This window comes from Bacillus sp. IBL03825 (genome assembly GCF_024712505.1).
Lineage (GTDB): Bacteria > Bacillota > Bacilli > Bacillales > Bacillaceae_G > Bacillus_A > Bacillus_A wiedmannii.
Map to the genome: position 1 here is coordinate 2,945,917 of NZ_JAMXKE010000001.1, position 26,508 is coordinate 2,972,424.

Below are 26,508 nucleotides of genomic sequence, written 5' to 3' on the forward strand. Positions count from 1 at the left end.
CATTTTGAAAATTAAAAGGGAATGAATATTCATTCCTATCCTTTTAAAAATACTTTTTTCGGAATGAACGTTCATTCCTATCATTATATTACATTATTTTTTAAACTTTATTAAACTACCTTTTCCGGAATGAATGTTCATTCCTGTTGTTACACAAATATCCTCTCCTACTCTCATGTTTTAAATCTATTCAGGAATGAATATTCATTCCTATACTTATTAGCTATAGAATCAAATGATTCTAATAGCGTTCCAAGAACTTTCTTCCAATTCTTTTACTAATTCTTTTGAGTATTCTAATTGCCCTGTTGCAATTACCTTCGTTAGTTTTTCTAGCGGTTGATATACAATAATAATTAAAGCAACTGGAGGCAATGGACGAAGAAAACCTTTTGCGATTCCATCTTCAATAATATTCATAAAGAAGCCTATAAAATCTTCAAATATTTTCTTACTTTGTTCATCAAGAAAATAACTATCACAGTGAGAATTTGTAAATAAAAAAGCATCCACATTGTTTCTCGCAAATTCAAATAAACGGTTGTACGTATGACTAAACTGTTCACGAATATTTGCTTCAACAGGAAAATCCGTTTTTATCATTTCAGAAAGCTCTAACATACTTTTTGAAAATAATGAGTTAACAAGTGCCTCTTTATTTTCAAAATAGCGATAAATAGTACCCGCACCGACTTTTGCCTTTTCAGCAATCATTGGAATTGTCGTACCATCGTAACCACGCTCTGCGAAAAGTTTCATCGCAGCATCAAAAATATCCTCTTGTTTGTTTTTAGCCATTTTTTCCACCTCTATTTTCAGGAATGAAAATTCATTCCGTTTTTAATTATAAATTACATGGATTAAAAGTCAAGTGCGTGACCAGTATCGGTTCGGTTTTTAATCCCTTGTTTGTGAAAAAATTATATCAGCGATTTTCAAGATATATCGATTTACCGACAAAAACTGACAGTGTAATTTGAAGCCGTCCCAAAATTTTATTTGGGACAGCTCAATTTCCTATTTATAACTTAAAAGAAATCATAAATAAATGCTTTACGTACTGGAACTATATTCTCAAACGCTCGTATTTCCTCTTCACTTCCGCTAATTAATTCTAGTTCATTAAGTTGTAACGGACGTTTGTATCCAAACATTATTGTAGATAATGCATTTATATCTAGACTAATTCCTTTATCCTTTATTTCTTCTTCTATAATTGTTATTTCATGATTTGCAAGCCTCACTGTAACGTTATTCCACGGTGCAAATGAATCTGTAATATGTAAAATCACTTCTTGCTGTGCATTGTTCCAATTCAACTCATATTGTTTTAAGAACTGCTCCACATCTACAATTCTGCCCATAAAATATGGCTTTATTTCTGCTTTCACGCGTGGCTCTTGCAGTGTATATAATAACGGTTCGTTTTCAATTACTGTCATTTCAAGTTCTTTAATCATAGAATCATGCTGACAAATAAAGTTCCACAGACCATTTCGCGCTTCATTATGCAGTGGAACAAATTCTTCTACTGTCATTTTATAGTTTTCTATTTTATATAGCATGTAGCCAGCTGCCGTTTTATTTTTATCGTAATAAATCGCTAATGTTAAATCATCATAAACAGCTTGTAACCACCATTTTTCATCGCGAACTAGCATACCGGAAAAATGTTCTGCAAATGTTTCATAAATCTTTTCGACCTCTTCTGGGTGATTTTCTTTATTGAAACGTTTCACAGTACCATTTACTTGTTTTTTCATAACTAAATCACTCTTTGTCATATGACATACAAAGAGATTCGCACAAAGTTCCCAGCCGTATTTACGGTAAAATGAAACAGCAAATGGATGTAGCATTGATACTGTATATCCGTCATTTTTCATCGTTTGAAGTGAGTGTTGAAGTAATTCTTTTACATATCCGCTTCTTCTATACTCTGGATACGTCGCTACCCCTGCAACGCCTCCCATTTTAAATTTCTCTTTGCCTATGTATATATGAAACGGAATAAGATGCAGTTTTGCTGCTACATCTTCACCTTCCATAATACCGTATATTTCATGACTTTCTTTCATCTTTGTAAGTTGTTGCTGCAATCGTTCCCCATCAACTTTATATTGAAAAGCGTATTCCGATAAGCGTAATGCTTCTCTAAATCTATCTTCTTTTAATTGTATAACGTTCATCTATTTCTCCTCCATTCCTTGTTTGAATTGTACCATAATTCTCAATATTCTGGTGCGGTGAATGAAATTATATGGACTTAACGACACGAATCCAATATAAAAAGCAGATACATCCGGTATCTGCTTTTTATTACTTTATTTTGCTAACTTTCGAAGTTCTTCGAAGAATGTAGGATATGATACGCCTACTGCTTCTGCGTCTTCAATTGTTGTTTTTCCTTCTGCTAGACAGCCCGCAATTGCAAGCATCATTCCAATGCGGTGATCACCGTAACTATTTACTGTATTGCCTTTTAGTGCTGATTTCCCGTAAATAATCATGCCGTCATCAGTTGCTTCTATGCGAGCTCCTAGTTTCGTTAACTCCGCAACGACTGTATCGATACGGTTTGTTTCTTTTACTTTTAATTCGTGCGCATCTTTAATTACTGTAATTCCTTCTGCTTGCGTTGCTGCTAAGGCGATAACAGGAATTTCATCGATTAATCTTGGGATAATATCTCCGCCAATTTCGATTCCTTTTAATGAAGATGTTTCAATTGTAATATTTGCAGCTGGTTCTGATGCTCCTTCGTTAATTGGCTCTACAGTGAACGTAGCACCCATTTTCTCTAAAACATCAATGATCCCTGTACGAGTTGGATTCATCCCTACATTTTGTAATACTAGTTTACTATTTGGAATGGTTGCGCCCGCTACTAAGAAGAATGCTGCTGACGATACGTCACCTGGCACTTGAACGTCTGTTGCTGTTAACTTTTGTCCACCTGCAAGTTTCACTGTTTTTCCCTCACGAATTACTTTAACTCCAAAGGCTTCAAGCATTCTTTCCGTATGATCGCGTGAAATATGTGGTTCTGTAACAGCTGTTACACCTTCTGCTCGAAGTCCTGCAAGTAAAATAGCTGACTTTACTTGCGCACTTGCTACAGGTGAAGTGTATTCAATTGCTTTTAAATCTCCACCACGTATTGTTAACGGTGTAAAAGTCCCTTCTTCGCGGCCATCAATGTTTGCACCCATTTGTTTTAATGGATTTGTAACACGTTTCATCGGTCTTTTTGCGATAGATGCATCACCTTGTACGCAAGAGAAAAATGGTGTATTTGCCAAAATTCCTGACATTAAACGTATTGTTGTACCAGAATTACCAACATCTAATACAGCTTTCGGTTCTTGTAAGCCTTCTAATCCTTTACCAACTACAGTGACTTCATCACCGTTTTGCACGATTTCTACTCCCATTTCTTTAAAGCAAGAAATTGTACTTAAACAGTCTGCACCGGGCAAGAAACCTTTAATCGTTGTTTTTCCTTCTGCAATCGCGCCGAACATGACAGCGCGGTGTGAAATGGATTTATCTCCTGGAATTGTAATAATACCATTTAATCCGTTATTAACAGGTTCTATTGTTCTTTCCTTCATGTTTTCACCTTCTCATTTAAATTGTTTCATAAGTTTGGTATTTTTCTTCTCCAAGCGCTAGCTTTGCTTTCATACGATCTTCTTCTCTTTGGAAGCTAATACGTAATACCCCAAGCAACCCTTCACGCGCTTCTAATATTTGCAAGTTCGTAATACTAATTTCTTCGCGTGCCAAAATACTCGTAATATGAGCCAATGCCCCTACTTTATCTAAAACATCGACGTATAAGTCGTGATAGGCAGGAATTGCCCCTCTCTTTCGTACTGGTAAAGAGTCACGGTATTCTTTCGCGTCTGCAAAATAGGTTTGAATCTCGCCTGCATCTCCAGTAGAAACTGTATCATATAAATCTTCCATTTCAGAGATCCACTCTTTTAATAATACCATTAAATGCTCGCGATTTTGCTTAACAATATCACTCCACATTTTTGGGCTACTAGATGCGATACGTGTAATGTCTTTAAACCCTCCCGCAGCTAGTTGATGAATGAGCGGATTATCTCCTGCATGTTTCTCCACTTGCTTTACTAATCCAGCTGCGATAAGATGCGGAAAATGACTAACGATCCCTGTTACATAATCATGTTCCTCTGTATTTAGAACGAGAAAATGAGATCCTGTTCCTTGTAACCAACGCTTTAGTTCTTCCACATGTTCATTTGGCACATGATTCATCGGCGTTAAAATATAAAATGCATTTTCAAATAAATGTGCTTTTGCACTTTCAACTCCCGTTTTATGAGAACCTGCCATCGGATGTCCACCAATGAAAGAAACTTCCTTTGAAAATAAAGCTTCCGCTTCATTCATGATCGTCCCTTTTGTACTACCAACATCTGTTACAATAACATCTTCCCGTAAATGAAATGACGCTAATTTGTGTAATAACTTCTTCGTTTCTTCAACTGGAGAAGCAAACACAATTAAATGTGCCTCTTCACATGCATGCTGTAAATCTACTGCTACTTCATCTACTACGTGTAATTCTTTTGCACGCTCTACTTGTTCTTGAAATATATCATAACCTGTTATCGTTACATCGTGCTCTTTCTTAATTGCTAATGCGAGAGAGCCTCCTATTAAACCTGTTCCAATTAATACTACCTTTTTACGCATTTGCCTCATCTCGAGACTTTCTTTTTTTATTTTCAAAGTGTTGTTTTAACACTGAAATCACTCCTTCATTTTGCTCCCTTGTTCCGACTGTAATACGGACACCATTCGGGAACGGACGTATAATAAACCCTGCGTGTGCACAAGCTTCATAAATCTCTCCAGCATTCTCAACTGGCAAGAAGATGAAATTGGTTTGCGATGGATAAAATGGAATTTCATTTTCCTTACAAAAGCTCTCGTATTTTTGTAATCCCTCTGTATTCACACGAACTATTTCTTCAATAAACTCATTATCACCAAAAGCAATCGTCGCTGCTTTTTGCGCTAATGAAGATACGTTAAATGGCAAACGTACGACATTTAATTTCTCGATTAACTCTTCTTGTCCAATCGCATATCCAACGCGGAAAGAAGCTAATCCGTACGCTTTAGAAAATGTTCTAAGTACAAGAATATTTTTATGTTTTTCTAAAAGCGGTAATGTCTCCGGGAAATCTTTTGCTGTTACGTATTCATAGTACGCTTCATCAATGACAATTAACGTATTTTCACTAATACCTTCAATAAATTGAGTCAAATTTCGATCATTCACATATGTGCCTGTCGGGTTGTTCGGATTACAAATCCATACGATTTTCGTATTATTATTTATTGCTGACGAAATTTCGTCTAAATCGTATACACCGTTATTTAAAGGGATTTCTTTCACTTCACAACCTTCAATAATTGCATGATGACGGTACTGCGGGAATGTTGCACCAGCCGTTACGATGTTATCTCCTGCTTTAAGTACTGCACGGCTTATTATTTGAATGACTTCGTCTAAACCACTACCGCAAAGTATTTGTTCCATTTGGACATGTAACTTATCTGCAATTGTTTGACGGAGCGTTGTAGCACCTCCGTCAGGATATAAAGCATGTTCCAACCACGATTTTTGCAACTCATCTAAAACACGTGGTGAACAGCCGAACGGATTTTCATTTGATGCTAATTTCACAAATGAATGATCTCCGTACACTTCTTTCATTTGTTCAGGTGATTTACCTGGTTTATATGGTTGTAATGATGATAGCTGATCTTTTACTTGCATGTTAAAACCACCTTTTTATTAAAATTCTTTTGCGTATTTGTTATGTTGCGTAATGTTTTGCTGAATTAAATCTATACGATCTTTTCCGAATTGTTCGACTAGTGCATGTGCAAGTTCCCATGCTACAACAGATTCAGCTACTACACCTGCTGCTGGTACTGCACAACTATCAGATCTTTCAATACTCGCTTGGAATGCTTCTTTCGTATCAATGTCAACACTTGCTAACGGTTTATATAATGTAGGTATTGGCTTCATAACACCTCTTACGACAATTGGCATTCCTGTTGTCATACCGCCTTCTAAACCACCGGCATTATTCGTTTTTCTCGTGTATCCATTTTCTTCATCCCATAATATTTCATCGTGCACTTTACTTCCTGGCTGTCTTGCTGCTTCAAAACCAACGCCAATTTCAGCACCTTTAAATGCATTAATACTCATAATTGCACCAGCAAGTTTTGCATCTAATTTACGATCGTAATGAACGTAACTACCAACGCCAATTGGCATACCTTCTGCAATGACTTCAACAATACCACCGATTGAATCCCCACTACTTTTAGCGTTATCTATCGCATCCATCATCTCTTGTTCTACTTCTTTATCTAAACATCGAACTGGTGAATTTTCAGTAATCGTTTGAATTTCTTCTATTGGTAAGTTTGAAATTCGTTTCGCTTGTACCCCACCAATTTCAAGAACATGCCCTGCAATTTCTACGCCTAATTCTTTCAAAATTTGTTTCGCAACTGCACCAGCAGCTACACGAACTGTCGTTTCTCTTGCAGATGAGCGCTCTAGTACGTTTCTTATATCACGATGTCCATATTTAATTGCGCCGTTTAAATCCGCATGTCCTGGACGTGGTTTTGTAATTGTACGTTTCATATCTTTACTTTCTTTTTCCGAAATTGGCTCTGCACCCATTACTTTCGTCCAATGTTTGAAATCATCATTTTTAACGATTAACGTTATTGGTGAGCCAAGTGTCATCCCATGACGAACACCACTTACAATTTCAACTGTATCAGTTTCTATTTGCATGCGTCTTCCGCGTCCGTGCCCTTTTTGTCTTCTTAATAATTCTTTATTAATATGTTCCGCTGTTAATGTTAAACCTGCTGGTACACCTTCTAAAATAACTGTTAACTGCGGTCCATGTGATTCTCCAGCTGTAATGTATCTCATTTCTCTTGCCCCTTTACTATTTTTTTGTACAAAAAAGTCCCTACTGAGCGCTCAGTAGGGACGATGTTTATCGCGGTACCACCCTAGTTGTAGACAACTATCGTCTACCTCTCTTCTTCTGTAACGATCGTTTGACCGTCTTTCCCTCCAAAAGTTGGCGGAAAAGATGCTCCAAGGCTGTAATTCATGCTTATCTTTGTACTGATTCACACCGACCATCAGCTCTCTTTAACAGTGAGATAAGCACTACTGTTTCCTCTTCAGCGCATATATGATATGGAATTAAGATAATTTATTTTTGAAACCTTTTAACTCATCCATGAATCTATGGAATTCTGGAATATCCATTTGTTGTGCAGAATCTGATAATGCAACCGCTGGGTCTGGGTGTACTTCAGCCATTACCGCATCTGCGCCAATTGCAAGTGCTGCTTTCGCTGTTGGTAATAATAAATCTCTGCGTCCAGTTGAATGCGTTACGTCAACGATTACTGGTAAATGTGTTTCTTTCTTTAAAATCGGTACTGCTGAAATGTCTAATGTGTTACGTGTCGCTCTTTCGTATGTGCGGATACCACGCTCACATAGAATAATTTGGTCGTTACCTTGTGCAATGATGTACTCAGCTGCGTTAATGAACTCATCAATTGTTGCTGCTAATCCACGTTTTAGTAATACTGGTTTGTTAACTTTACCTACAGCTCGTAATAAATCGAAGTTTTGCATGTTACGTGCGCCAACTTGAATGACATCAACGTAGTCTAGCGCCATTTCAACATCGTTCGGATTTAAGATTTCACTAATGATCGCTAAGTCGAACTCATCTGCTACTTGGCGTAAAATTTGTAATCCTTCTACTCCTAAACCTTGGAAATCGTATGGAGATGTTCTCGGTTTGAAAGCACCACCGCGCATTAATTTTAGACCTTGGTCTTTCATCGCTTGCCCTACTTGGCGAACTTGCTCTAAGCTTTCTACCGCACAAGGTCCCATGATGAACGTTTGTGTTCCATTTCCAATCAATTCACCTTTTACATTAACGATTGTGTTTTCTTGTTTCTTTTTACGTGATACTAGTAATGCTTTACGGTTATCATCTTCTTGTAATTCTAAGCTAGCTTTGAAGATTGTTTTGAAAATGTGTTGAACTGTTGACGTTTCGAATGGTCCTTCGTTATGCTCTGCGATCATGTCAAGTACTTCACGCTCACGTACTGGATCAAAACGTTTCGTACCTTGTACTTTCTTCTGTTCCCCAATTTTTTGAACGATTTCACCACGTTTGTTTAAAAGGTGTAATAGTTGTAAGTTAATTTCATCTACCTGTTTACGTAATTGATCTAATTCATGATTTGCCATTTGGAAATCCTCCTCTAATGTTTTAAAAGTATAGTAAGAGAATGAAAAATTCTCTATTTTCTGAACTGATAAATTATACAAATTTTAAGTGGAATCGATACCTCTTCTTATTTTAAACGAATATTTACTATAAGGACACTATCGACTAGATAAAAACCCACTTTTTTGTACAAAAAATCCCTACTGATCCAATCAGTAGGGACGATATTTATCGCGGTACCACCCTAGTTGTAGACTTCTTTCGTCTACCTCTCTTCATTGTTAACGATCATCTGACCGTCTTTCCCTTCATAAAGACAATACTATCTTTATTACGAAAAAGATGCTCTAGGACTGTAATTCGCTCTTGTTTTTGTACTGGTTCACACCAACCACCAGCTCTCTGTTACAGGGAAACAACAACTACTGCTTTTCCTTTCAACGCATATATATTTAATTTTCAAGTTGGACCACTAATATACAAAAAGTCCCTACTGAATAAATCAGTAGGGACGATATTTATCGCGGTACCACCCTAGTTGTAGACTAACTTTCCGTCTACCTCTCTTCACTGTTAACGATCAATTGACCGCTTTTTCTTCATAAAGACAATACTATCTTTACTACGAAAAAGATGCTCCAAGACTGTAATTCATGATTATCCCTGTACTGGTTCACACCAACCACCAGCTCTCTGTTACAGTAAGACTAACCACTACTGTGATCTCTTCATTGCACTTTGTTTATTCAAATGTTTTTGAAATTGAATAAGTATGATTCGTATTATAGAACGCTTTTCAAAACACTGTCAACAACTTTTTATATTTTTTTTAAAATTCCACTTCCGTCCTACATTTCTTCTTGTAAATTCTCCATAACAATTCCGATGCGAATTATCTCATTATCTATTGCATTTAATACATATTTTTCTACTCCATACTGGATTAATATTTCTTTTATTTGAATAATTTCAGTTTCAAGTAAATCAGCTTCCTGAAGCGTTTGTAGTAAAGTGAAAAATACATTTGCATACAATTCTTTATACATTTTTATACTCTCTGTCTTTTCAAGTATTTCATTAAACAACTGTTTTAACTCCGTTTGATTCCCTTTTCCAAGCACATCTGAAAATGTTTTTATTATAGATAATCCTCTTTCTACTATTTCATCCATAAATAAAATAATACGCAAAAGCATTACATATTCTCTAGCTGTGATTTCACCCATTTTCGGTCGCTCCCGCAAAAATACACTGAGCCAAGATGCCCAAAATTTTTGTTGTTCTTTTGCACTTAGCGTTTTTACGTAATAGCATAAAAACTGCATAAATTTAATTTTATTTTCTTCATTTTCTTGTATAAGTAACGGGTATAACCAATCTGTTTTTTGCTCCCAATACAGTACACATTTAATAAATACAAAACTGAGCCATTTCAAGAAAGATTCCCTCGTATGCGGATGTAATACTTCCAAATGTTCTACTGCATACTTAATAAATCGTTTCATTTCTGTAAATAAAGGTAAATTGATTTGCGTGTAACATAAGCCTGCCCATGCATATTTCGTAATCTCATTTTCTTTCTTTAAATCTAAGCACGGTAACAAATATTTTCGGCACCATTGCTTCTCAATATGATAAAGAAATGTAATATCTGCTACTAAACGAGCTAACATAAAATTTGTCCGTTCTTTACTAACTCTTACTTGTTCTTCAAATAAAAATAAATATTCATATACATTACGATCGTATAAATGATCATATGATAACAATTTTAATAATACAGCTGTCATTTTCCCAACAGGATGCTGGATGGATTCATTGTAAAAGTCTTGTTTTCCAAGCTTAAAATCTGTATCACTTTTCATTACTTGAGGGAATACCGAAAAAGCAAAACGTTTCACACTGCGTATACTAGTTTCCTCTAACTCTTCTAATCGATTACTAATTTCATATAGAAAGCTACTAATTAACCAATGAAAAGCAGTATTTCTAACAAATTTCTGTAATAGCGGAATTACTTTTTGGATTTGTTCATTTGTCAATCCTCGGTTATTTCGCCACTCTCTAATACAAACAAACCATACTTCATTACTTATTTCGTGCATACCAACTAATTGATAGGCAAATGAAATACTCCATTCTGTATTCAACTTACATGCTTTCGATAACATCTCTAAAAAATGGCGTTGTTCAAAAACACCATCTTGAGAAAATTGACGAACTTGCTTCATAATTTCATCGTCTTTCAACTGCAATAATCCATCAGCAGTTACATTACAAGTAATACTTTGATCTACCGTCTCTTTCTTTTGTACACTATATCGATCAGAATGAAAGTGAGGATGTTTTTGCTGCATTAACTCATAACCTTTTGCTGTAGATGGACTATTCGAATCACAAGTGAATAATAAATCTAAAACTAAACAAGCATCAAATGCTCTCTCCTCTGCAAGGTCCTTCAATACAATTTGAATAACCTCTTCCTTTGTTTTTTCTAAAGAGAGTGCGAAATAATTTTTTATAAGTTGAAAAACTTCGTGTTTATACGTGACATCTAAAAGAAGTCCTTCCTGTAACAACCATTTCATTTTGGCATCGGCACTAACGAATATATTTTTATTCATCGCATCAATTGCAATTCGGTTCTGAAGCATGCTGTTTGCTTCTATCATTTCTGTAATATAATAATTTGCTTTTTTTTCATTATTTTCACACAAATAGGCTAAACACTCTTTTACAATTTGAATTAAAAATGCAAGATCATTTTGCTGAAACTCTTTTTCAACATTTTCCTTATCCTTTTTTTTCAGTGCCGTTTGTCGTAGTGATAACATTCGCATCTTCTCTATTCCCATCGTCATAATTGGTACGGCGTAATAGGAAATATGAGGTTTCATCTTCTCATTCCAAATTTGCTCCACATAAGAAAATGTAGACACTGGTAAACGACTCGATTCCTCAAGTTCTATTGATTCTTGTGTATCATTTCCCCATTTTCTCTCCCGCTTTAACTTAAGCTTTCCATCCAAAATAAACGTTAGTAATAATAAAGCAATCTCTTTATGCTCAGGAAAAGAACATTTTTGGAGTAAGTAAGAAATTTTTTCAATTGATTTACTATCTTTTTCAGCTGTTTCTAGTAAAAGAAGTGTCCATCTTGCAAACAACAACGGGTCCATTTTAATTTTCGTTTCGTTTAAGTAGCTACAAATTGTTCTCCATAATAACGGTGATAGTTTAGAATGATTTTTAAAAATTAATTGAAATAATTCTTTTTGATGACTAAAAAGAAATTGTTCCACCAACCATTCTGCAAGTAATTCATCTACCTCATTATCGTTTGATGTAACTAAAAATAAATTTTGTAATTTCCCTTCTGCTTCAAGCCATTCCACCCATTCATAATCATGAGCAAATTCAACAAAGTAGCGGACTGTTTCAATTTTTTTTATGGATTGTTTTATGTATGATAATTGTTCCTGCTCTACTGACGGTGGAACTGTTACTATGTCACGAATCCGCATTCGTTTTGTAATATAATTATCTCCCATTAATTCCGCCCATCGCTTCACTGCTTTAACAAGAGATTGATGATTATTACCTTTATTCGGGTATACAATCGGCCGTATTCCTAAATGCTCCCAATGGTACGTATTTTCCCCTTGCGCAACAAATGCATAACGCCTTGTACTTGGTGGTAAACCAGTTGCTAAATATTTCATTACTGGGTCATTATGGCTATATCCAACGAATAAAACGGTATAATTCGAGAATAAATCAACTAAAAATCTTCTTGCCCATCCTTCCGTCAAGTAAGCCCTTCCAAAATCACCATCTGTTAATATTAATGCTTCTTTCTCTTGTTCTATATTGCCATGTATGTAAGCGAGTCCTTTAAACGCTCTACCTGTAGGTAACGCAGGTGCGTAATATACGTTAAATTCTCTATTCATTTCTTTCATCGCAGTTGTAAAATGCCGATCAAAATTTGTCGTTACAATGCGGACTTCCGTATCTAAAGGAAACAATCTCGGAATCGCATAATGAAGCGGATTCGGCTTTGATTTTTCAATATGAACTAAATCTCTTGCAACTTGATGTATATCTTTTGTTTTCGCAATTTTACCAAGATAATAATCATGAGGTTCTGTTATTTCACGCGTTTCTACATATAACGTTTTCGCAATCTCATCAACTAGATCATCAAAATTCGGTAAGTTTGATTTCCCTTTCATAGAAACTCCCGCTCCAACAAATAGTACTAACTTTCCTTGTTCAAGATGATCAATTAACTCCTCTGGAATTTCTACTTCTGAAGTAATCCACATCATGGATTCCCCCTTACCTAAAAATGTCATATACTCTCATTTTACTATAACATTTTTTCTTTGTTTTTTTAATATTTAGACAAAAATCGAACGTGAAAAAGTTTTATGTAAATATATTTGTTACAATGTATGAACTCCTAAATTTATTGTAAAACTATGTATAAATCGGAGGTGTAAATATTGAATGGTTTTACTGTAGTTCTTATTAAGTTTATATCGTGCATTATCGCATTTAGTATCGGACTCGCTTTATTTTTCCCTGCAACGTTCGTCCAAATTATTTCATTTAGTCTCTTTGTTACAATCGTATCCTATATGTTCGTCGATAAAATCATATTAAACCGAATAGGCAATACCGGTGCCATTATGTCGGATTTCTTACTAACGTATTTAAGCGTATGGATTTTCGGTAATATTTTATTAGACAATTACATGCAAATTGCATGGGGTAGTTTCCTTTCCGCTACTGTCTTTACATTATCTGAAGTAATCGTTCATCGCTTTTCTAACTCACACACAAGGCACCAAAATGATAACATTCATATTAATCGCCGCTTTGCATATGGTACGGAATTTGCTGAAGAGCAGAATATATTGGATAAAGATAAGAATAAGAAGAAGAAATGACATTTTGATGCAGGAGCGCCCTTTTTAATTATGTGGTGCTCCTTTTTTATGTATTCATTATGGTACGTGAAATTATAAGAACGATGTTTTCAAGATATCGTTCTTATAATAAAAAACTGCCTCTTATTTAGAGGCAGTCACTTTCAAATCTTTTAACGCAACAACATTAGCAAACGCTCCAAACACTACATTATGATGCTTTACAATGTCTTCCGCACGTAACACGTCTGTATGAAACGTACTATGTGCATCACTCACTAACGTTACTTTATACCCTTCACTAAACGCTCTTCGCGTTGTCGTATCCACACAGTACTCTGTTTGCATTCCTGAAATAATAACGTGTTCAATGCCTTTTTCTTGTAATACTTCATTTAAGTTCGTCTTATAGAATGAATCTGGCGTCGTCTTTTCAATGATACTGTCCCCTTCTTGCGGGGCAATTACCTCATGCACTTTCCAACCAGCTGTACCTTTTTCTAACGGATGATCTTTTGGCCCGTTATGCTGTACAAAAATAACTGGAATATCATTTGAACGACATTCCCCAATAAGCTCTTGCAATATTTCTAAAAACTTTTCCCCATTATGTACTGGCATTCCTGCTGTATACATACCTGCTTGCACATCAATTACTATTAAAGCTTTTTTCATTTCGCGCAGCTCCCTTTGTTTGTATTCTATCATCCAACAATCTTCTAATTTCCCCTCATGCAGCTCATGTTCCTTTAATATCTTCACTTTTTTAAAGCCGCATTTTTCATAACATTTTATCGCACGTCCATTATTTACTTTCGGATCCATCGCGATTGCTTCTGCTCCCGTGTTCTCCATAATATAAGTAATTGCTGCCTGAACGAGTTTCGTTCCAATTCCTTTTCCCCAATAATTCGGTTCTCCGATAAATTGATCCATTCCCCATACATTTTGTGATTCTTCATAGCCATATAATGTTTTCCACTCAGAATCAACTGGATACATTTGAATATAACCGATTGGCATATCATCAAACTCTATTAAGCATCTTTTTTCATGACTATTTGGATTATGTATAAAATGATCCAGTACCATTTCTACAGATTGCGGATTATCTCGCCCTTCGTAATACTGTAGAACTTTTGGGTCTGTTAACCATTTTGAAATGATTGGTGCATCCTCTTCTATTACGTATCTAATCGATATATTATCTTTTTGAAATAGCATATAGTACCTCTTTTTAATTATTTATATTTTTTCTTTTTTTAAAATCTTTCATTGCACCTATTAGTACGTATGGTAACAATGTAATCATAAAAAGAGCAGTAAACAAATTAAAATGAGGGATTTCATATGGAGTGAACCATTCCGTAAAAAATTTGGAATGTAAAATTCTACTTAAAAATTCCCCACTTGGTTTAAAATTTGGTGCCCATCCAGTAACCTCACAAATAATAAACAACAATTGAACAATAATAAATGCCCCTAGATAGCGAAACCATGTCCGTTTCAAAATCGGCTGCGCCTTATTTAATTTATGTTCCATCTAGCTCCCACCTTTTTACTTCCATCCTATTAATTATACACTTTTCACGGTTTATTTGTTAAAATTTTCTATATAATCATTCGTGCTGGGGGAATACATTATGTCTAATCCTATCCTTAAATCAACATTAATCATTCTTAGAGGAAACTCCGCAAGTGGTAAAACAACAATCGCAAAGCAACTACAAGAACATTTCGGAAAAGGTACACTTTTAGTATCACAAGATGTTGTACGTAGAGATATGCTTAGGTTACATGATACGATGGGTAATTTATCACATGATTTACTATTTGAAATTACAAAATACGGAAAAGGAAAATGTGAATTTGTTATTTTAGAAGGCATTTTAAACAGTCGTAGATACGGTGAAATGTTGAAAGAATTAATACATTTTTTTGAAGGAAACGTCTATACATATTACTTTGATTTATCGTTAAAAGAAACGATTCGACGACATACTACAAGGGACAAACGGCATGAATTTGGTGAGGATTCCCTACAAAAATGGTATAATCCGCACGATACAATTGAAGTTACTAGAGAAACTATTTTTACAGATAACTTCACGCAAAAAGATATATTTGATGCGATTCTTACTGATGTTGCAATCAAAAAACAAGACTAACATAATCTGTTAGTCTTATTTTCTTTATGCACTTTGTATTTTACTTTCACAAAAATAAAAGCCAGTCTCAATTAAGAGAACTGACTTCTATCTAGATAACTATATCGATTAAAGAATTTTAACTTTAACAGTTTGTCTTCCCCAATTCATAGCTTTACTTTTTGAACCCATTAAAACATCAATACGATTTCCTTTAATAGCACTTCCAGTATCACCAGCAATTGCTTCGCCATAACCTTCTACCCATACTTTAGATCCTAATGGGATTACTTTCGGATCTACTGCGATAATTCTCATATTCGGATTAGCCGTTAAATCATGCCCCATCGCAGTTAAAACGCGTCCACCATATGTACCATTTTCACTTGGATCCGCAGTATATGCAGTCGCTACTACCGTTAATTCACGCTTAGCAGCCTGCGTGTTATTTTTAGACTCTTCTTTTGCTTTTGCTACTTCTCTTGCTTTCGCTTCTTCCTTAGCCTTGGCTATTTCTCTTGCTTTTGCCTCTTCCTTAGCCCTTGCTATCTCTTGGGCTTTCTCTTCTTCTTTAGCCTTCGCTATTTCTTGGGCTTTCTCTTCTTCCTTAGCCTTCGCTATTTCTTGGGCTTTCTCTTCTTCTTTAGCCTTCGCTATTTCTTGGGCTTTCTCTTCTTCCTTAGCCTTCGCTATTTCTTGGGCTTTTGCTTCTTCCTTAGCCTTCGCTATTTCTTGGGCTTTCTCTTCTTCTTTAGCCTTCGCTATTTCTTGGGCTTTCTCTTCTTCCTTAGCCTTCGCTATTTCTTGGGCTTTCTCTTCTTCCTTAGCCTTCGCTATTTCTTGGGCTTTCTCTTCTTCCTTAGCCTTCGCTATTTCTTGGGCTTTCTCTTCTTCTTTAGCCTTCGCTATTTCTTGGGCTTTCTCTTCTTCCTTAGGCTTTACTACTTCTTGTACTTTCACTTCTTCCTTAGGCTTTACTACTTCTTGTACTTTCTCTTCTTCCTTAGGCTTTACTACTTCTTGTACTTTCTCTTCTTCCTTAGGCTTTACTACTTCTTGTACTTTCTCTTCTTCCTTAGGCTTTACTATCTTTTGTGTTTTAACTTCTTCTTTAGCTTTAACCGTTTTTTGTACTTTCGCTACTTGCTTCATTTTCTCTTCAGCTTTTTTTTCAACTGGTGCTGTACTTGATAGGAAAGAAACATTTATATAGGCTGTTTTTCCTTTATACTCAAATTGCAGCCATCCGTCTTTCACTTGATGCGTTGATTCAATGACATCATCTTTTTTCAATCTGCCAAGGATTTCTGATTCTGTATTTGAATCAGAACGGACATTTAACAAATTCGCTGTTACATGATACACATCTTTTGTAAACTCTGAACTTACAAACACCTCTTTACCGTTTAAATCAATTTTTGACCAGCCATCTTCGGTATTTATTACTTTTAACTCTTGTCCCTCCTTTACTTTTTCGACAACTTTTGATTCCGTAGTCGGTTTTTCACGTACGTTGAGTACATCTGCTGTTACGATCGTTTCTGCGATAGCCGTTGTGGTAAAAGCCCCCAATCCCAAAACAGTTGCTGTTGCTGCGCCAATTACTTTTTTCATATTAGCCTCCATTACGTTTTTTGTATTCTATGAAATATTTCCATAAAATCAGGAAATTCCACAGTGTATCAAAACATTTGCAACAGTATATTAATACCGCTTAATATACTGTTTTTAAAACTTCCTACTTCAATAGTATCAAATTCTCAATTCTAATTCTATACATTATCAATCTCCTCATCTTTTATAAACTCTTCATACCCTTCTTCATACTAAATAGTTGTCGCAATTCCCGCCAAAAATAAACTTACAATTGCTAAAAATTTTGTTCCGACTATAGCCCCTCTTAAATGAAACTTATAATCTTTATAACCCTTCATCCCTTCTGTACTAGGAATAACAACAAATCTCGGGGTAATCCAGCAAAAGATTAGCCAATCAATTATAAACAAATCTACTAAATTGAAAATCATTAAAATACCAAAAGTATGTAAATAGGCATCAACATATAATAATTTTTCATGTTTATGTAGTATATATGTAGAAACGACAGGCGTACCGAAAAGAATAGCATTATATGCAATATTAAAGTAGATTGTTTGCTTCTTTTCATAAATCGATTTTGGAAAAACTACCTTTTGAATATCTTTCGGATATTCAGTTAAAGAAAGACGGGGATTATAATATAAAGATCCTAAAATCATTACGGATAGTACAATAGACATAATGACACCAACGTACATCATTTGCTCAAATGGATTCATATGCTTCATTCACCCTTTTCTGCATTCACTCCATAGTGCACGCACTTAATTACACATTGTATGTACGTTACTAACCAAAAATTAATAATTACCTTTAATAATCTTTTATAATTGAAATTATGATTTACGTGTCATTAAACTTTTCTGAAGAACATTAAAAATTAGTTTGGAGGAGTTATTATGAAGAAACTATATTTTAATAAATTTGAACCAACAGATTTCAATTTATATTTCCAGCTCGTTTCAAATGAAGAAGTAATGGCGCAAATTACCGAACGCGCTATTCCGTTAGATGAAGCAAAAAATGACTTTACAAAGCTGTTAAAGTGCAATGAAACCCATCAACTATTCGGCTCTTATAAAGTATATGATTCTATTACAAATGAATATATTGGTCTTGGACATGTTACGGTAAACCAGGATAATGTTAAAGAAGCTGAAATTGGATATATGATTTTGCCAGAGCACTGGGGAAAAAGATATGGTAGTCCAATCGCAAAAGAATTAATGCATATTGCGAAACAGACAGATGTAATCGTTCTAAAAGCAATTATCGATCCAAATAACATCCCCTCTCGAAAAATTTTACTAAATGTCGGTTTTACATCTGAGAAAGTTTGTGAGATTGATGGATTGCCTGGGGAGATTTTTAGTACATATATTTAACAAAATAAGAAATGCTACTCTTAAACTAAAAGTAGCATCTCTTTACATATTACGTCCTATTCAATCATCGAAAGTAAAACTTTCTCAAGCTCTTTTTTAGAGAACATACTACCATTTATACAGCCATTCTCTTAATTGTACTTCATCCAAAATTACATTCTCCTCTCATAATCTTTCACACTATATTCGCCCGTTTTCTGCAAAAAGTTCATTTTACATAAAAATTTATTTATTACAATAAGAATATAATATATATTAAAAAAAGAGGTGAATTTCAAAAATGAATAAAGAGGATAAATGTCACGCTGAAAAAGCGTTAAAAAATCTCTTCATCGGATCACAAGTTGATGGATTACAATTTGGAATTTCTCCAGGCGCTATAAAGATTCATTTCACAAACTTTCACGACCCTGTTGAGTATGACGGACAATTATATATTAATATCGAATCAAAATGGTGTTTATTTAATAAACCTCAAAAAAGATACCCATTAAATGAAGATGAATTTGAGGATTATTCTGAGGAAGAAGAATATAAGAGAATATTTGAGATAAGAAGACAAAAAAAATCACTTTAACAAAACGTTTCCTTCCCAAGCTTCCAACTAAACCATCTCCCATGCCCTTCTGTTTCCCCAACCGTTTCACGATATTCGTTACCGTTAATATAATAATCAATATGAAGGTCACGATCCCACATGTTGTTATAAAGGTGGAATACATCACGTTTTGCGCCGATTTCTTGCACTTGTTTTTCTAATTTATGTTTTACTTGTTCAGGTATTTGATTTGCGACGTGTGTATGGAAAATACAGATTACAGCATCATCACTTATTTGTTCAATAATAGATGGCAATAGCTCCACACCGTCTCCTTCTATCAATTGGACAGATTCATTTTTCACTAAAGATGCTGCTTGGTCAAACATTTCAAGTCTTTCTTTATGTTCTGGCCAAATGAGTGCACGTGGCCATAAATAATCTTCATCACTATGTAAATCATTTACATGTAAGTCTAGTCCGATTCTTTCAACGACAGTTGGACTGTCTTTTAGAAAATGAGGCGCATTTTCCCCTCTTATTTCAGAAGTTACATGTACATTTGAATTTATATTTCCGTATGTTTCATCTGTTCCGTACGAATAGCTATATTGGTCCCAGAACAGTTGTAATCCAGAACTTGTCCCAATTTCAATTAACGCTAATGGCTTTTTCACTTTATTAAATATGTAACAGAAACTTGGGTATAAGTACGCACATCGCCTTACTTCATTCGTTTGAACAAGTTTTGTTTGTAACAAAGTAATGATTTCTTCTCGGTACGTTTTACAGAAATCTTTAAAATGATCAAAAGCTTGATCTAAATCCGTATTAGCATTTTCAACTAAGCTACTATAATACGTTTTTACATGATGTTCTTTCCCTGTTAGTAATAAATAATGTACGGCTCCTAATAGTAAGTTTGGGACTGGTTGACCTGCTTGAGCATAGGAAGATAGTGTTAGTACTTCCTCATCTTCAGCAATTTTTATTGATAAGTATTCATATAAGTCACTTGACCCTTTACATTCCTTTATTGAAAAATTTCAAAATAAGTTTGCGATTTGTTCTTGTGTACGCATTGGTATCACTCCTTTTTATTTCACAGAATAATCATACTATTATTAGGGGATAAAATTCCATAATAAGGTATCCTTTCTACCCATTATACGATACGTAAGCTTTTTCGAGATAATTTCGAACTGTGATTTTTTTCTATTTATCACCTTAAAAGAGCTTGTTAAATAAGATTTTTGGCGAATAAAACGTTAAATAGTTTAAAATTATCAGATAACACTAGATATTTTAGTCTATTAATTATTATAATAGAGTATGAGATGGTTATATAATTGAGACAAAAAAGGTATACACCTAGGTGGGGCCTAGGCGGTGTTTTCAATTTACGGCTTAGATAAAAAAACACCTACTCTTTTTTGCCAATATAGGGGATGGAGAGATTATCATGAGCAACATGCAGCAAAAAACAGACGTTATCTTAATTGGTGCAGGAATTATGAGTGCAACGTTAGGCTCATTACTAAAAGAATTAGCACCTGAATGGGAAATTAAAGTTTTTGAAAAACTCGCAAGTGCCGGGGAAGAAAGCTCTAATGAATGGAATAATGCAGGTACAGGGCATTCTGCGCTATGCGAACTGAACTATACTTCCGAAAAATCTGACGGATCTATAGATATTAGTAAGGCTGTAAAAGTGAATGAGCAATTCCAGCTTTCAAGACAATTTTGGGCATATCTTGTAAAAAGCAAATTAATTCGTAATCCACAAGATTTTATTATGCCTCTACCTCATATGAGTTTAGTACAAGGCGAAAAAAATGTTGAGTTTCTAAAAAACCGTTTTGAAGCGCTTTCAAAAAATCCACTGTTTCAAGGAATGGAATTTTCCGATGCTCCTGAAACATTAAAAAAATGGCTTCCACTCATTATGGAAGGACGTACACCTAACGAACCAATGGCTGCAACGAAGATTGACTCTGGAACAGACGTTAACTTCGGTGCATTAACTCGTATGTTGTTTGATTACTTACAAACGAAAAATGTCGAGCTAAACTACAAACATAGTGTCGAAAATATTAAACGTACGAAGAATGGTTTGTGGGAAGTGAAAGTACACGATATGAATAGTGGTAAAATTGAGCATCATACTGCAAAATTCGTCTTTATCGGCGGCGGTGGTGGTAGTCTACCTCTACTTCAAAAGACTGGCATTCCTGAATCAAAACATATCGGTGGATTCCCAGTAAGCGGACTATTTATGGTATGTAAAAACCAAAAAGTTGTAGAGCAACATCATGCAAAAGTATACGGTAAAGCTAAGGTTGGCGCTCCGCCAATGTCTGTTCCTCACCTTGATACGAGATATATAGACAATAAAAAAGCTTTACTATTTGGACCGTTCGCAGGGTTCTCTCCTAAGTTCTTAAAAACTGGCTCAAACCTTGACTTAATTGGCTCTGTAAAACCAAATAACGTCTTAACGATGTTAGCAGCTGGTGTAAAAGAAATGGGACTAACAAAATACTTAATTCAGCAAGTTATGTTATCGCACGAAAAACGTATGGAAGAATTACGCGAATTCATTCCGAACGCGAAAAGTGATGACTGGGATATTGTAGTTGCTGGGCAACGTGTGCAAGTAATTAAAGACACTGATGCTGGCGGTAAAGGCACACTTCAATTCGGTACAGAAGTTGTAAGTGCAGCTGACGGTTCAATCGCTGCATTACTAGGCGCTTCACCAGGTGCTTCTACTGCTGTTCACGTCATGCTTGAAGTATTAGAAAAATGTTTCCCAAGCCGTATGGTAGAATGGGAAGGAAAAATAAAAGAAATGATCCCTTCTTACGGCATTTCACTAACTGAAAATCCAAGATTGTTCCAAGACCTTCACACTTCTACTGGTCGTACGCTTGGATTAAATGAAAAAGAAACGGTTCATAATTAAAGAAGAAATTAAAAAACGTCCGATATATTCGGACGTTTTTTTGTTACTAAAAATTATATTTATCAATATTCTCTTTCGTAAATACAACTCGTTCTGGCAATACAATAATTCCATTTCCTTCTGCTTCATAATCATAACCTTGGATTGAATTTGGCTCTACTTTCACTGTTCCGATTCCTTTTACTTCAAAGCTATCCCCTACTTTTAACTTCTTCCCTTTTACAACGATTTCATTTGCAACATACGTAGCGAGTGCGCCTTGCTGTTTTACATCCTATAATCCAAATTGTTGTACCGTTCCTCGTTTTACGTAATCACGCATAACGTTTGGTGTAGAGAAGCCAGTTACGGCTACTTTTTTATCCATTTTTAAGTTTTCAGCTGCTTGTGCCATTGCCGGAAGTGCTGTTGCATCTGGGCAAATAACCGCATTAATATCAGGATACGTTTTTAATATGTTTTCCCCTACTGATAAAGATTTTTGCGCATTATTTTCACCGTACTGCGTCGTTACAATTTCCCAGTTTGGATATTTCTTTTTAATAATTTCTTTCGCTTTCGTTACCCATTGGTTTTGATCCGTTACAGTCGGGCTAGAATAAAAGAATGCTACTTTTCCTTTATCACCAATTTGTTTGGAAGTCATTTCAATTAATAAATTAGCAAGTTGGTCTGGTGTACCTTGGCTTATATAAAATGAACGGTCTTTCGGATTCACATCTGAGTCCCATGTTAACACCGTCATCCCTTTTTCCTTAGCACGTTGCAGTGATTGTGATAGTCCATCTACTGAAGTAGAAGAGACCATAAGTGCATCATAGTTTTGGTTAATAAAATTGTTTATATATTTCACTTGGCCTGATACGCTTGCTTCAGACGGCCCATCATATTTCACTTGTACGCCTAGCTTATCTCCCATCTCTTTTGCTCCTTCACCGCCCGATGTAAAGAAGCCAACTCCAGTTAGTTTCGGAATGAATGCAAATTTCACATCATCTGCTTTTTTCTTATCTGCCGTTTGGCTAGAACAAGCTATTAAACCGATTAAACAAATGCATACAATGAATACAATCCCTAGTTTTCTCTTCATGACATTTCCCCCTTATGCAAGTTCTTTCTTTTCCACGGTGTGAATTGATGTAATTTGAAATGTCTCATAATTACTGAAAGAATAAGAATAATACCAATTACTACGTTGGATTGTTCATTTGTTAAACCCGTCATTTGCAAGCCATACTGCATTACCCCTATAAAAATACTCGCCAGTACGGTACCGATAATGCTTCCTTTTCCCCCTGTAATAAGTGTCCCGCCTAATAAGACTGCTGTAATAATTGGTAAAATCGTTTCACTCCCCATATCTGCACGTGCGGAACCGAAATATGCAGTTAAGAAGGTGCCACCTAATCCACCTCCTAATCCGGAAAGTATGTAAGCGATGATAACTACTTTTTTCGTTTTGATCCCGGTGTATTTTGCTGCGTTTTCGTTCGCTCCTGTTAATTTTACGTGGCGCCCATATACAGTTCGGTGAAATAATAAAGTACATAAAACTGTTAATACGATTAGTATCCATAATAAATTCGGTATCCCTATAAAACTACCATTTGCCAGTTGTACAAATGCTTCAGGTATACCACTTATCCCTTCATATCCAGAAGTACCTGCCCCTCCTGAAATAACGAGTGCAATTCCGCCGTATAAAAACATCGTTCCGAGTGTAACGACAAGTGGCTCTACATCTGTCCTTTTTATAATGATTCCGTTTAAAGCTCCTGCTAAGCAACTAATTATTAGGGCTATTATGACAGCAAACAAAATAGGTATTCCGTTCATCCAAAGCACACCGATCAAGATTGAAGTAAGCCCCATTATTGAGCCAACCGATACGTCAATTCCTCCTGTTACAATAACGAAAGTCATTGGTATCGCCGCGATCGCTATAAATAGGAAATCATTTGTACTAAAAAGGAGATTACTAATATTTAAGAAATCACTACTTACAAAACTAAAGAGAATGAATTCTATAAGAAGTAATACAATTAGAACACCTTCCCATCTGTATAAATACTTCATAGATTCATCCTCCTTTCTGCCTTCCACTTTTTCATAACACTATCTAATATGACGATTAGTAATAATAAAAAACCTGAAATAGCATTATTCCAAAATGCTGGTATTTTTAAAAAGACGAGTGAACTACTTATCACCTCTAAAAATAAAGCTCCTAATGCAGCTCCAACTATAGAACCCGTTCCTCCTTTTAAATGAATTCCTCCAAGTACCGCTGCTGCGATAACCTGTAATTCTATCCCTGTTCCTGTTTGATTTGGAACGAACCCGATATTCATAACAAATATGCAACCAGCGAGTGCAGCGCTTATACCCGATATAATAAACGCATATATTTTTACTTTATTAACAGGTATACCAATGAGTCTCGCGCCATCTTCATTATCACCTACCGCATAAAAGTATCTTCCGAATGGCACTTTCCTTAAAAAAAAGTATAGTAGTAGTAAAATAATAAGAACAACCCATACAATTATCGGCAAACCAAGTATGACGATAGATGACAGTTGCTTAAAATCGTTTGGTATATCTTCAATCCACTTTCCGCCTGTGAAAATTAACATCGCACCTCTAATGACCCCTAACATACCTAATGTCATGATAATAGCTGGTACCCGAAACTTTGCAACGCCAATCCCGTTTGCGAACCCGATAATAGCTCCAAGTAAAATAACAGCTGTAATAGACAAGAATGCATTATATCCATCCGATAACAACATCCCGCAAACCGCTGCGCTTAATCCCATAATTGAACCAACTGATACGTCTATATTTTTCGTAAATAAGACGAACGATTGGCCAATTGCTAGCACGACTAAAATAACGCTTGATTTCATCATTAAAGATAACGAGTTAAGCTGAACGAAACTTGGATTTATCATTCCGACAATGGCAATGTAAATTAGTAATAACAGTATGATAGAGGTTTCGTGCATTTTATACATACGTTTCATTCCGTTACACCTCCATATGCTAGACGTGTAACTTCTTCTACATTTATTTGTTCTTTCTCCAGATGAGAAACAAATTGTCCATTTCGCATTACATATACACGGTTTACTAATTGAACAATTTCTTCAATATCTGAAGAGATTAATAATATTGCGAGTCCTTCCCTTTTCATTTTTTCTATCGTTTCATATACTTCAAGCCTTGCTTTCGCATCAATTCCGCGAGTCGGTTCATCAAGAATAATAATTTTCGGATTACACGCAAGATATTTTGCAAGCACGATTTTTTGCTGATTACCTCCTGATAAAGATGCTAGTACTTCATCCATACTTCGTGCAACAATTCGAAACTGTTCTATATACGACTTCACTAAAGCGCTTTCTTTTTCTTGGTTAATGAAAAAACGACTATTTTGATGTAAACTTGCTGCAGTCATATTTTCTTTAACCGATGCAATTGAAAAAATACCATTTCTTGCTCTATCCTCTGGCACATAAACTAGTCCTTCGCTTAGTCTTTTATGCAAAGAGTATGAATCAATTGATTTTCCTTCTAATAAAATAGAACCTGATTTTATAGATTTCAATCCAAAAATCGCTTCTGCTAATTCAGTTCTACCTGATCCAACAATGCCAGCAATACCTACAATCTCACCAGTATGTACAGTGAATGAAATGTTTTCGAATGCATGACTCGTTACATCAGTTACTTCTAATATTTTTTTCGTTTCTTTTGACTTTCGCACTATTTCTCTTTTCTCTTCTTGTTTATACCCTTTTGGCAATAATCCCTCCATCAACATGTCATATGTATAGTCACATACATCCCCTTGGCTTACAATCATTCCATCTCGTAATATCGCCACTTTATTAGCAATTTCAAAGATTTCTGGAAAGCGATGCGTAATATATATCATCCCAATTCCTTTTTCTTGCAAACTTTTCATCAGCACAAAAAGATTCTTCATTTCGTGAGTTGTTAATGTCGATGTTGGCTCATCTAAAATCAGAATCTCGGCTTCTCTTATTAATCCCCTAACGATTTCTACTAATTGTTGCTGCGCAACGGATAGTGATCCCCCTAGTTCTTTAAGATCAATCCCCCATCCTAAACTGTTAATCAATTGCTTGATTTTTACTTTTAATTCCTTTTTCTTTCCTTTTAGTCCGATACATATATTTTCTTCAATGGTCATATGCGGGAAAATGAGCGGTTCTTGTGGTATTAAATACATACTATTTCGGTGTGCTTCTGATGGATTTGAAAACTGTTTCCTCATTCCTTTTACATACATTTCTCCACTATCATACGAATATAAACCCGTTAATATTTTCATTAATGTTGATTTTCCAGCACCATTTCCCCCAACTAAAGCGTATATATCTCCACACTCTACTTGTAAATTCACTTCTTTTAGTACAAGTTGATTTGAAAACGACTTACTCATTTTTTTTACTTGTAATAAGGGCACTTTCTCCACATGATGTCACCTGCCTTTATACAGAACATTTTTGAGAAAATGATTATTTGTTCTACTTGTTTTGTAGCATTGTATATTCCTT

20 protein-coding genes, 3 pseudogenes and 3 other annotated features are annotated in these 26,508 nt (G+C 35.2%); of the genes and pseudogenes, 5 read left to right on the forward strand and 18 right to left on the reverse strand.

Translation table 11 applies throughout. The annotated features are described in order from the left end of the window. Positions 1-231 precede the first annotated feature (231 nt). The 8 genes from NHG49_RS15145 to NHG49_RS15180 form a co-directional block, all read right to left on the reverse strand. Positions 232-798, reverse strand: coding sequence for a TetR/AcrR family transcriptional regulator (locus NHG49_RS15145; protein ID WP_001107298.1), 567 nt, complete (start codon positions 796-798; stop codon positions 232-234). A 230-nt stretch (positions 799-1,028) separates the two neighbouring features. Continuing rightward, positions 1,029-2,189: a GNAT family N-acetyltransferase gene (locus NHG49_RS15150; protein ID WP_064475606.1), complete on the reverse strand. Its 1,161-nt coding sequence runs from the start codon at positions 2,187-2,189 to the stop codon at positions 1,029-1,031. A gap of 135 nt (positions 2,190-2,324) precedes the next feature. Next, the gene (gene aroA, locus NHG49_RS15155) at positions 2,325-3,614 is read right to left on the reverse strand and encodes a 3-phosphoshikimate 1-carboxyvinyltransferase (protein WP_258126197.1); all 1,290 of its coding nucleotides are present in this window, start codon (positions 3,612-3,614) and stop codon (positions 2,325-2,327) included. A gap of 16 nt (positions 3,615-3,630) precedes the next feature. After that, positions 3,631-4,731, reverse strand: coding sequence for a prephenate dehydrogenase (gene tyrA / locus NHG49_RS15160; protein WP_001228147.1), 1,101 nt, complete (start codon positions 4,729-4,731; stop codon positions 3,631-3,633). After that, positions 4,724-5,824: a histidinol-phosphate transaminase gene (hisC, locus tag NHG49_RS15165; protein WP_222659866.1), complete on the reverse strand. Its 1,101-nt coding sequence runs from the start codon at positions 5,822-5,824 to the stop codon at positions 4,724-4,726. The genes tyrA and hisC overlap by 8 nt, the downstream gene beginning before the upstream one ends. A gap of 18 nt (positions 5,825-5,842) precedes the next feature. Continuing rightward, entirely contained in the window at positions 5,843-7,015 is a 1,173-nt protein-coding gene (gene aroC / locus NHG49_RS15170) for a chorismate synthase (protein WP_258126199.1), read from the reverse strand. A gap of 53 nt (positions 7,016-7,068) precedes the next feature. Further along, positions 7,069-7,288 (reverse strand) — a binding site (T-box leader). Positions 7,289-7,297: 9 nt separating this feature from the next. Continuing rightward, positions 7,298-8,374 carry a bifunctional 3-deoxy-7-phosphoheptulonate synthase/chorismate mutase gene (locus tag NHG49_RS15175; protein WP_258126200.1) on the reverse strand — a complete coding sequence of 359 codons (1,077 nt, stop codon included), beginning with the start codon at positions 8,372-8,374 and terminating at the stop codon, positions 7,298-7,300. Positions 8,375-8,568: 194 nt separating this feature from the next. Then, positions 8,569-8,804: a binding site (T-box leader), on the reverse strand. 54 nt (positions 8,805-8,858) lie between these two features. Further along, positions 8,859-9,095 (reverse strand) — a binding site (T-box leader). A gap of 107 nt (positions 9,096-9,202) precedes the next feature. Then, positions 9,203-12,682 (reverse strand): DUF4020 domain-containing protein, encoded by a 3,480-nt coding sequence (locus NHG49_RS15180; protein ID WP_181004175.1) that lies wholly within the window; start codon positions 12,680-12,682, stop codon positions 9,203-9,205. Between the two features lie 180 nt (positions 12,683-12,862). On the opposite strand from NHG49_RS15180, the gene NHG49_RS15185 reads away from it, so the two are divergent. Then, positions 12,863-13,309 (forward strand): YndM family protein, encoded by a 447-nt coding sequence (locus NHG49_RS15185; RefSeq protein WP_064475611.1) that lies wholly within the window; start codon positions 12,863-12,865, stop codon positions 13,307-13,309. 123 nt (positions 13,310-13,432) lie between these two features. Here the strand turns inward: NHG49_RS15185 and NHG49_RS15190 are convergent, their stop codons facing one another. The 3 genes and pseudogenes from NHG49_RS15190 to NHG49_RS15200 form a co-directional block, all read right to left on the reverse strand. After that, positions 13,433-13,963: a cysteine hydrolase family protein gene (locus tag NHG49_RS15190; RefSeq protein ID WP_064475973.1), complete on the reverse strand. Its 531-nt coding sequence runs from the start codon at positions 13,961-13,963 to the stop codon at positions 13,433-13,435. A 15-nt stretch (positions 13,964-13,978) separates the two neighbouring features. Next, positions 13,979-14,512, reverse strand: a pseudogene (locus tag NHG49_RS15195) (GNAT family N-acetyltransferase); the annotation flags it as partial. A gap of 13 nt (positions 14,513-14,525) precedes the next feature. Then, the gene (locus NHG49_RS15200; protein ID WP_098101506.1) at positions 14,526-14,831 is read right to left on the reverse strand and encodes a YfzA family protein; all 306 of its coding nucleotides are present in this window, start codon (positions 14,829-14,831) and stop codon (positions 14,526-14,528) included. Positions 14,832-14,931: 100 nt separating this feature from the next. Here NHG49_RS15200 and NHG49_RS15205 point away from each other — a divergent pair, with 100 nt between their 5' ends. Next, entirely contained in the window at positions 14,932-15,456 is a 525-nt protein-coding gene (locus tag NHG49_RS15205) for a kinase (RefSeq protein WP_258126201.1), read from the forward strand. 108 nt (positions 15,457-15,564) lie between these two features. Here the strand turns inward: NHG49_RS15205 and entB are convergent, their stop codons facing one another. Together entB and NHG49_RS15215 are read right to left on the reverse strand one after the other, a co-directional pair. After that, the gene (gene entB / locus NHG49_RS15210; protein WP_258126202.1) at positions 15,565-17,049 is read right to left on the reverse strand and encodes a cell wall-binding protein EntB; all 1,485 of its coding nucleotides are present in this window, start codon (positions 17,047-17,049) and stop codon (positions 15,565-15,567) included. A gap of 212 nt (positions 17,050-17,261) precedes the next feature. Continuing rightward, positions 17,262-17,753: a hypothetical protein gene (locus NHG49_RS15215; RefSeq protein ID WP_001067769.1), complete on the reverse strand. Its 492-nt coding sequence runs from the start codon at positions 17,751-17,753 to the stop codon at positions 17,262-17,264. A gap of 180 nt (positions 17,754-17,933) precedes the next feature. Here NHG49_RS15215 and NHG49_RS15220 point away from each other — a divergent pair, with 180 nt between their 5' ends. Together NHG49_RS15220 and NHG49_RS15225 are read left to right on the forward strand one after the other, a co-directional pair. Beyond that, a complete protein-coding gene (locus NHG49_RS15220; RefSeq protein ID WP_258126203.1) occupies positions 17,934-18,419 on the forward strand; it encodes a GNAT family N-acetyltransferase in 486 nt (161 codons plus the stop codon). Between the two features lie 280 nt (positions 18,420-18,699). Then, positions 18,700-18,984, forward strand: a pseudogene (locus tag NHG49_RS15225) (hypothetical protein); the annotation flags it as partial. An 8-nt stretch (positions 18,985-18,992) separates the two neighbouring features. Here NHG49_RS15225 and NHG49_RS15230 read toward each other — a convergent pair. Continuing rightward, entirely contained in the window at positions 18,993-19,994 is a 1,002-nt protein-coding gene (locus tag NHG49_RS15230; protein WP_255449884.1) for a DUF2332 domain-containing protein, read from the reverse strand. Between the two features lie 425 nt (positions 19,995-20,419). On the opposite strand from NHG49_RS15230, the gene NHG49_RS15235 reads away from it, so the two are divergent. Further along, positions 20,420-21,922 carry a malate:quinone oxidoreductase gene (locus NHG49_RS15235; protein ID WP_064475616.1) on the forward strand — a complete coding sequence of 501 codons (1,503 nt, stop codon included), beginning with the start codon at positions 20,420-20,422 and terminating at the stop codon, positions 21,920-21,922. Between the two features lie 46 nt (positions 21,923-21,968). On the opposite strand, the pseudogene lsrB reads toward NHG49_RS15235, so the two are convergent. The 4 genes and pseudogenes from lsrB to NHG49_RS15255 form a co-directional block, all read right to left on the reverse strand. Further along, positions 21,969-23,012 (reverse strand): annotated as a pseudogene (lsrB, locus tag NHG49_RS15240) (autoinducer 2 ABC transporter substrate-binding protein LsrB). Continuing rightward, positions 23,009-23,998 carry an ABC transporter permease gene (locus NHG49_RS15245; RefSeq protein ID WP_064475618.1) on the reverse strand — a complete coding sequence of 330 codons (990 nt, stop codon included), beginning with the start codon at positions 23,996-23,998 and terminating at the stop codon, positions 23,009-23,011. Before NHG49_RS15245 ends, lsrB begins: the two are co-directional and overlap by 4 nt. Continuing rightward, positions 23,995-24,948, reverse strand: a complete 954-nt coding sequence (locus NHG49_RS15250; RefSeq protein ID WP_258126204.1) for an ABC transporter permease subunit — start codon at positions 24,946-24,948, stop codon at positions 23,995-23,997. The genes NHG49_RS15245 and NHG49_RS15250 overlap by 4 nt, the downstream gene beginning before the upstream one ends. Continuing rightward, positions 24,945-26,426 carry a sugar ABC transporter ATP-binding protein gene (locus tag NHG49_RS15255; protein ID WP_258126205.1) on the reverse strand — a complete coding sequence of 494 codons (1,482 nt, stop codon included), beginning with the start codon at positions 26,424-26,426 and terminating at the stop codon, positions 24,945-24,947. Before NHG49_RS15255 ends, NHG49_RS15250 begins: the two co-directional genes overlap by 4 nt. Positions 26,427-26,508: the final 82 nt, after the last annotated feature.